Raw genomic sequence first — 6,094 nt, 5'->3', positions numbered from 1 at the left:
TTGTGTTTTTTGTAAGTATGCGGCGCGTCCGGATGTCTGCCGGCTCCGCTTCGTCGGCAGCGTCAGATGTGTATAGGGGACGGGCGCCCGCCCGCTCGGCGGGCCGGGCCGTCCGCTGCGGCCTGTCAGGCTCCGGCATGTACGACCTCCCCCAGTGTGACGAACCGGTCCTCCGCGAGCTCGGTGATCGCCGCGTCGACGATGTTCTCCAGCGTCCCGCCCCCGGCGCGGATCGCGCGCTGCCGCTCGTAGGGGGCACCGTGCTCCAGTACCTCGCCGGCGACCTTGAGCTCCTCGGCGCAGCCGAGCCGGTCGGCGACCGGCTCCAGCTCCCGGATCAGCTCGTACAGGTCGTCGCGCAGCGGTGCGGTGTTGCCGCTGTCGTCGGTGATGATGATGGCGTCGAGCCCGTATCGGGTGGCGCGCCACTTGTTGTCGCGCACCACCCAGGCGGCCGGTCTCGGCAGCGTGTAGCCCCGGTCCAGCTGCTGGTCGAACAGCGTGACCAGGCTCTGGCACAGCGCCGCGGCCATCCCCACCTCACGCAGGGTGGGAATGCCGTCGAACATCCTGATCTCGACCGTCCCGAAGTCGGGATGCGGGCGGATGTCCCACCACACCTCTTTGATGCTCCGGATAGTTCCGGAACGCATCAGCGTGTCCATGTAATCCTCGAAGGCCGCCCAGTCGTCCAACGAGTGGGGTGGTCCGGCCGTCGGCAGCTGGCCGAAGACGACCGCCCGGCAGGACGCGAGGCCGGTGTCGCCGGCGCTCCAGAACGGGCTGGACGCGGTGAGCGCCAGGAAGTGCGGAAGGTAGGACGAGAGCGCGTTGACGATCGGGATCGCCTTGGCGCCGTCGGAGATGCCGACGTGCACGTGAACGCCGAACGTCTGGATGCGCCGGGCCAGCCACTGCATCTCCTCGACCAGCTGGGCGTAGCGCCCCATGGGCGCCATCACCGCGTCCCGCCAGTCGCTGATCGGGTGGGTGCCGGTGCAGGCGAGCGCGCTGCCGCGGTCGGCGGCGGCGGCCCGCAGCGCGCCGAGCGTGCCGGCCAGGTCGGCCTTGGCCTCCCCCACGGTGCTGCAGATGCCGGTCACGACCTCGACCATCGACTCCATCAGCTCGTGCCGGATGCGCGGGTTGTCGCCGTCCAGGCTGAGCGAGGGCAGCGCGGCGAGCACCTCGCGTGCGTCCTGCCGCAGGTGCCTGGTCTCCGCATCCACGAGCTGGATCTCCCACTCGACGCCGAGCGTCGCGCCGTTCGATGCGTTGAAGTCAATGGCCACGGCCAACCTCCGTCCACAATCCTTGCAGGTCGTTGCGTGGCACGTGGCGCAATTCAGCCAGCGGGTCCCTAAGCCTGGACAAACGCCGGTCCAGGTCACGTGTTCGCTCCATGATGGCGCTCGTGCCCGCCACCCTGCCGGGTGTCCATGCCCTTCGCGGATCATTTGACTCATGCGGGCGGGGGGCGGACCTCCGGGGGTCCTACTTTTCGGTCATCGATCTTGTTCGGGACACCACTAGATCGAACTAGTCAGCCCGTCCCAAAATACCGCCGATGACGGACCGTGACCAATGCCGGGTGTCCCTTACGTACCGTCATATCACGTCTGCACCTTGCGTCGCGTCCGTACCGTGCTTGCCGTCTTCGCGGTCGGGTACCCCTTCGCCGGATGTGTCGCCTAGTCTTCGGGGGAGTCATGGGCGTTGGGCGCCTGCGCGCCGGGAGCGATCGGGCTCCCACGGGAAAGAGGAGCGTCGAGAGCTTGCGAGCCGAGCGACGAGGGCCGGCCGGCGTCCGCCGCGCCCTGACGGTGGTCACGATTCCGGTCACGGCGGCCGCCGTCGCCGCGGCACCCGTCCTGGTCGCGGAGCCCGCGGCCGCGGCGAACCCGGTGACCGCGCCGTCCGGCGCACCCGCCGCCGAGACCGTCGGCGGGCCGCAGCTCGCCGGCCGGGGCGTCGTCGTCAACGCCGCGCCCGGCGTCCTCGCACCGCCGAAGATCAAGGCCGCCTCGTACCTGATCGCGGACGCCGACACCGGCGAGGTCCTCGCCGCCAAGGACCCGCACGGCCGCTACCTCCCGGCCAGCACGATCAAGACGCTGACCGCGCTGACGCTGATCCCCAAGCTGGACCCGAACCGGCTGATCCGCCCGTCCCAGAAGGCGTGCGACGTCGAGGGCACCAAGGTCGGGCTGACCCCCAAGATGCAGTACAAGATCTCCGACCTGTTCCACGCGATGCTGATGATGTCCGCCAACGACGCGGCGTTCACGCTCGCGGAGGCGGACGGCGGGGTGAAGAAGACGCTCGCCGACATGAACGCCGAGGCGAAGCGGATCAACGCCCACGACACCCTGGCCGGGTCGCCGAACGGGCTCGACGTGGACCTCGGGCTCACCGTCCGGACGCAGCACACCTCGGCGTACGACCTGGCGCTGATCCTGCGCGAGGGGATGAAGAACCCGCAGTACCGCGCGTACATGCAGGCCATCGACTTCAAGTTCCCCGCGCCGCCCACCAAGAAGCAGCGCAAGAAGGGCAAGAAGGTCGGCGGGTACCCGATCCACACGCACAACCACATGCTGGCGGGCGAGCGCGAGGCCTACCAGGGCATGATCGGCGGCAAGAACGGCTACACGATCGCCGCCAAGCAGACGTTCGTCGCCGAGGCGCGGCGCGGCGGGCACACGATCGTGATCTCGCTGATGCGCGCGGACAAGCCGCCGTCCCCCTACGCGGCCAAGCTGCTGGACTGGGGCTTCGCGGCGCGCGGCAAGGTGCAGCCGGTGGGCGCGCTCGTCCCGCCCGGCGACATCAAGCAGGCCAGGAAGGCGGACGGCTCGGGCGGCATGCTGCCGGACGCCCCGCTCGCCTCGGACGACTCGTCCCGCAGGTGGCTGCTCGTGGGCGGCGGCGCGGCCGGCGCCCTCCTGGCGATCATGGTGCTGTTCGTGGTGCTGCGCCGCCGGCGCCGCCTAGAGGCGGCCCGCTTCCGCGACATGTCGGGCCGGTAGGTCAAGGGGCCGAATGCGCCGATGACGGCTTCTCGTCGGGCTCGGCGCGTTCGTGGAGCTCCTCCACCTCGGCCCGGTCGGCGCAGTTCTCCGGATTCTCGGCGTCGGCGGTGAGGACGACGCGGCGGGTGGCCGTCCACGCGGCGGCGAGCAGCGCGAACCGGGACGCGATGTTGATCCACACCATCAGCCCGACCAGGACGGCGAACGTGCCGTAGACGGGGTTCTGCGTCGTCCGCGCGAGCAGGATCGCCGCGACCTGCTTCAGGACCTCGAACCCGACGGCGCCGAACAGCGCGCCTCGGATGATCCGCCGCCACGGCGCGCGGGTGCCCGACAGCCGGCTGAACAGCACCAGGAACACCACGGTGTCGAACAGGATCGCGATGGCCAGCGACAGCAGCCGCAGCCCCGTCCCGGCCCCGGTGACGTCGTCCCACCCGAGCCAGCCGAGGACGGTGTGCGTGGCGGAGTTCGTGACCGTCGTGACCGCCATGCCGCAGATGAGGATCACGCCGAGGAACGCCAGCACGGCGGCGTCCCACACCCGCATCAGGAAGAAGTTGCCGCCGCCGGCCGGCGGGTTGCCCCAGATGTCGCGCAGGGACTCGCGCAGCACCTGCACCCAGCCGAGCCCGGTGAACAGCAGCGCGACCAGGCCGACGACCCCGACCGCCGTCTTGGACTGGGCGATCTCCTCGACCTGCAGCTGCCCCGCGAGGCCGGGCAGCTGCGAGTTGATCGCCCGGACGAAGTAGTCGCGCGCCTGCGCGCTGACCCCGACCAGATAGCCGAGCAGCGAGTACGCGAGCGCCAGCAGCGGAAAGAACGACAGGAACGCATAGCAGGTCAGCGCGGCGGCAAGCCGGTCGCCGCGCCGCTCCTGGTACCGCTCGAACGCACGGGCCTGGTGGTCGAACCACCGCCACCGCTCCCGCGCACCCCGCAGCAGGCCCTTCCCCTTACCGAACAGAGACTCAATCCGCCCCTGCGCCCGATTGATCACCTGCCGCATAGACGAAACGTACCCACGCCACACGACTCGATACCGCATTCGGTAATCACTCGTTCAACCCAGCGCATTGATGCCCAGCCCCGGCAGGTTGAGGCTCAGCCCCGGCAGGTTGAAGCTCAGCCGACGGTTACGGGACAGGCACGCGGAGCGAGCTCCGCGAGCGCAGCGGGCATGCCCGGCGCGCCGCGTCCCCGCAGCGCAGGGAGCGCTAGCGACCGGAGCGAGGAGACCCGTGCCGCGCGGCCGGGGGGCTCGGGGGGTCGCCCCCCCGATGGAAGATGTAGTCGCAGTGGCGGCGCCAGACGCCGTCCAGGCCGTGTTCGTAGAGGGAGAAGCCCCAGACCTGGAAGTCGGCGCTGTAGGCGGCGAGTTCCTTGAAGGCGCGGTCCATGACGTCGTCGGGCAGGTGGTGGGCGATGGTGACGTGCGGGTGGTACGGGAAGGGGAGGGGGCGGCCGAGCGGGCCCGACAGGACCTTCTCCTGGACGCGTTCGCAGCCGCCGATTCCTTCGGCGAGGGCGACGAACACGACCGGGGACACCGGCCGGAACGTTCCGCTGCCGCGCAATCTGATCGGGAACGGGCGCTCGGCGTGCGCGATCTGAATCAGGTGCCGGTGGATGCCGTCCAGCGCGGCCTCGTCCACCTCGGTCGGCGGCAGCAGCGTGATGTGCGTCGGGATGGCGTGCGCGAGCGGGTCGCCGAACGAGGCGCGCCTGGCCTGCAGGTAGGAGCCGTGCGGGTCGGGGATCGGGATGGCGACGCCGATCGCGCGGCGGCCGGCCCGGGGCACGCCCGGCATGCCGCCGACCATCGTGGTCTCGGCCGCGGAGGGGGCCTCCCCCTGGCCCCCCGCGGCGTCGCCGAGCGGTGCGCGGTCAGCGACCACGTCCCACGAATCCCACCCGTTCGCGCACGGTCTCCATGGTCCGCACGGCGACCTCGGAGGCGCGCTCGGCGCCCTGGGCGAGGAGCCGGTCGAGGTGCTCCTCGTCGTCCAGCAGCTTGAGCGTGCGCTCCCTGATCGGGGTGAAGGTGTCGAGGACGACCTGCGCGAGGTCCTTCTTGAACTGCCCGTAGCCGGAGCCCGCGTACCGGGCCTCCAGGTCGGGGATCGACGTGCCCTCCAGCGCGGAGTAGATCCGCAGCAGGTTGGTGACGCCCGCCTTCTTCTCCTCGTCGTAGACGACCTCGGAGCCGGTGTCGGTGACCGCGCGCATGATCTTCTTGCGCATCGGGCCGGGCTCCTCCAGCACGTCGATGATGCCCTGCGGGGAGGACGCCGACTTGCTCATCTTGGCGCCCGGCTCCTGCAGGTCGGTGATCTTCGCGGCGCCCTCGGGGATGTGCGCGTCCGGCAGCACGAACGTGTCGCCGAACCGGTGGTTGAAGCGCTGCGCGAGGGTGCGGGTCAGCTCCAGGTGCTGCCGCTGGTCCTCGCCGACGGGGACGCGCAGCGGCCGCTCGTCCGCCAGGTCGGGCGTGTAGAGCAGGATGTCGGCGGCCTGCAGGACCGGGTAGGTGAACAGGCCGACGCTCGTCCCGGCCGTGCCCTGCTTGGACGACTTGTCCTTGAACTGGGTCATGCGGCCCGCCTCGCCGAACCCGGTGAGGCAGCCGAGCACCCACGCCAGCTCCGCGTGCTCGGGGACGTGGCTCTGCACGAACACGGTCGCGCGGTCGGGGTCCAGGCCCATCGCGAACAGCTGCGCGGCGGCGACCTTCGTGCGGCGGCGCAGCAGCGCGGGGTCGTGCTCGATCGTGATCGCGTGCAGGTCGACGACGCAGTAGAACGCGTCGTGCGTCTCCTGCATCGCGACCCACTGCCGGAGCGCGCCCAGGTAGTTGCCGAGGTGGAACGAGTCGGCGGTGGGCTGGATGCCGGAGAACACGCGCGGCCTCGCCGCGGTGGTGCCGGACGCTTGCTGGCTGGGCGCTTCGGGCATGTGCACGATTCTCTCAGGTGTCACTCGAGACTCCGCTCCCGGTGGCCCGCTCGCCGGGCGGACCGGCGGCGGCGTCGCCGGGCACCGCCCGCGGGCTCGCGGAC

5 protein-coding genes are annotated in these 6,094 nt (G+C 70.9%); 1 reads left to right on the top strand and 4 read right to left on the bottom strand.

Annotation, left to right across the window (positions count from 1 at the left end; translation table 11 throughout):
• Positions 1-125: 125 nt before the first annotated feature.
• A complete protein-coding gene (locus HUX53_RS15775) occupies positions 126-1,292 on the bottom strand; it encodes a glutamate--cysteine ligase (RefSeq protein WP_176403952.1) in 1,167 nt (388 codons plus the stop codon).
• Between the two features lie 483 nt (positions 1,293-1,775).
• Here HUX53_RS15775 and HUX53_RS15770 point away from each other — a divergent pair, with 483 nt between their 5' ends.
• Positions 1,776-3,029: a D-alanyl-D-alanine carboxypeptidase family protein gene (locus HUX53_RS15770; protein ID WP_255205295.1), complete on the top strand. Its 1,254-nt coding sequence runs from the start codon at positions 1,776-1,778 to the stop codon at positions 3,027-3,029.
• Between the two features lies 1 nt (position 3,030).
• Here HUX53_RS15770 and HUX53_RS15765 read toward each other — a convergent pair whose 3' ends face one another.
• From HUX53_RS15765 to trpS, 3 genes are all read right to left on the bottom strand, one after another.
• The gene (locus HUX53_RS15765) at positions 3,031-4,044 is read right to left on the bottom strand and encodes a YihY/virulence factor BrkB family protein (RefSeq protein WP_176403950.1); all 1,014 of its coding nucleotides are present in this window, start codon (positions 4,042-4,044) and stop codon (positions 3,031-3,033) included.
• Between the two features lie 208 nt (positions 4,045-4,252).
• A complete protein-coding gene (locus HUX53_RS15760; RefSeq protein ID WP_309237247.1) occupies positions 4,253-4,933 on the bottom strand; it encodes a 2'-5' RNA ligase family protein in 681 nt (226 codons plus the stop codon).
• Positions 4,923-5,990 (bottom strand): tryptophan--tRNA ligase, encoded by a 1,068-nt coding sequence (gene trpS, locus HUX53_RS15755; RefSeq protein WP_176403949.1) that lies wholly within the window; start codon positions 5,988-5,990, stop codon positions 4,923-4,925. The genes HUX53_RS15760 and trpS overlap by 11 nt, the downstream gene beginning before the upstream one ends.
• Between the last annotated feature and the right edge of the window lie 104 nt (positions 5,991-6,094).

Source organism: Actinomadura sp. BRA 177, assembly GCF_013372625.1.
GTDB lineage: Bacteria > Actinomycetota > Actinomycetes > Streptosporangiales > Streptosporangiaceae > Spirillospora.
This window is presented reverse-complemented; position numbering and strand designations above follow the sequence as displayed.

Bases quoted from the DNA above. Each gene is read 5' to 3' on its own strand.
- HUX53_RS15765 (WP_176403950.1), bottom strand. From the start codon at position 4,044: ATGCGGCAGGTGATCAATCGGGCGCAGGGGCGGATTGAGTCTCTGTTC.
- trpS (WP_176403949.1), bottom strand. From the start codon at position 5,990: ATGCCCGAAGCGCCCAGCCAGCAAGCGTCCGGCACCACCGCGGCGAGG.